Here is a 1,752-nt window from a genome sequence, read left to right on the forward strand (position 1 = left end):
AGGGACATCAAACGCATGCCGACTTCACGCAGATTATGCTCACGCGCGGTCTGGATATCCTGCGCCAGACGACGGGCTTCTTCGGCAGAGATGGCAACGTCGGTAACCAGCACATCCAGCCCGGTTTTACAGTGCAGCGCGGCCGCCCGACGACGCGAACCATCGAGGATTTCAATCCGATCGCCACGCTTCACGCCAATGGCCGGGAAGAACTGCTGCAGTTTAATGGTACGGATGATATCGCGCAGTGATTCTGGCGTGAGACCGGACTGGTCACGGCCGTTGGTTTCCATCACCACGTACGTTCTTTCTTCTATCTCTTTTGCGGTGATGTGTTCCAGGGTGAACAGGGCGCGTTTACCGGTGGAAAGGATAAACGTTTGGGAGTGGCCATCCTCGCTGGGTTCATTTTGTAACGGGCTCTGGCTGAAGGTGCGGCCAATAGTGATTCTTTTTGCGCTCATAATAACCTCAGTTCAGGCGGATAAATTCAATACGATCAAAGACGGCTTTGGCAAAGTCTTCTGCCGCCGAACGCGCGTTTTTCAGGGCTTCGCTGCTGCCGACATAGGTCGATGGGTTAGCGGAGATAACCGTATCAAACGATTCACCGCAGCGTTCAAAGCCATCCAGCCGCGGCAGCGCCGCATCCAGCATATCGCCGCCAAATATCTCTTTCGCCAGGCTGTGACACATCTTGTGGTCCGCTTTATTCGACAGCTTGGACATAAAACCAATATTGCCCTGCAACCGGCAGGTGGCACCCGACTCTTCGATGATGTCGATAAGCTCGGGCAGGCGCGTCAGATACTTCAGCGTGGAGTGGAAATCAACCTGTGCCGGCGGCACCGGCGTCATCAGCAAATCGGAAGCGGCAATGGCGTTTTTCAGGAAGGCATCCAGATGTGGGCCGCTGTCAATAAAGATGAAGTCGTAATCTTTTTTCAGCTTAGCCACCACGTTTTCATACAGCACTGCATGCACGTTTTGCTGCGGCAAATGCTCCGCACACAGCTCTTCCCAGCGTGAAGCAATGAAGGCGTCATCGATTGAGGCGGGCAGTACGTCAACGCCAGGAATAATCGATGGCACAATAAATTCGCTTTTCAGCTCTTCGCGGCTGACGTTTTGCAGCATCGCCTGTGCTGCGGTGGCCTCAACCAAACCGACCGAACGTTCATGATTCAGGAACATGGTGGCCGAAGACTGCGGGTCGAGATCGATCACCAGGATACGTAAATCTTCAAACAGCAGGTGCGGATGCGCGCGCAGCGCGTGCGCCAGTGATACGGTGGAAACGGTTTTAGACACACCGCCTTTCAGGTTACCGACAAACAGCGTAAACGCTTCAGGATGGCGATCGCGGTATTTCGGGACGCCGCGATGATGGTAGATGTCGATAATATTTTGGATCGACATCGCGTACTTGGTGGAACTGCCGGCCGCACGCTTATCAAACGGATAGCCGTTTTCTTCCATCTCGTTAACCGCGTAATCGACACTGGCGCGCGTCAGCTTGGGCAACTTGGCTAACGCCGCTTTGGCATAGACCTGGTAAAAAGTATTCTCGTGTAACTCTTCTTTTTGCGCCTGAATCTGCTCCGTCAGGCTCATCAGCATTCTTTCTGAGCGTTGAGCGACTTTCAGAACCTGCTTCTCATCGTTAGCCATACTTGCTCCACACATGTAGGATTTATGACTTTATACCGAAATCCTGCACATGAGGCAAATCTATCTCATCTGTTCATCATC

Annotated in this window: 2 protein-coding genes; both read right to left on the reverse strand. The window is 53.0% G+C overall.

The window, feature by feature from the left end; all coding sequences use genetic code 11:
- Positions 1–464: ParB/RepB/Spo0J family partition protein (locus FT726_RS27095; RefSeq protein WP_346303833.1), on the reverse strand; the 464-nt coding region annotated here is incomplete at its 3' end.
- Positions 465–471: 7 nt separating this feature from the next.
- Positions 472–1,671: an AAA family ATPase gene (locus FT726_RS27100; protein WP_058776156.1), complete on the reverse strand. Its 1,200-nt coding sequence runs from the start codon at positions 1,669–1,671 to the stop codon at positions 472–474.
- Positions 1,672–1,752 lie beyond the last annotated feature (81 nt).

Origin of the sequence: Pantoea sp. Morm (assembly GCF_016643525.1) — a bacterium.
GTDB classification, from domain to species: domain Bacteria; phylum Pseudomonadota; class Gammaproteobacteria; order Enterobacterales; family Enterobacteriaceae; genus Pantoea; species Pantoea dispersa.

What these genes read in the sequence shown, in the direction of transcription:
- FT726_RS27100 (WP_058776156.1), bottom strand. Translation starts at nt 1,671, where the DNA reads ATGGCTAACGATGAGAAGCAGGTTCTGAAAGTCGCTCAACGCTCAGAA.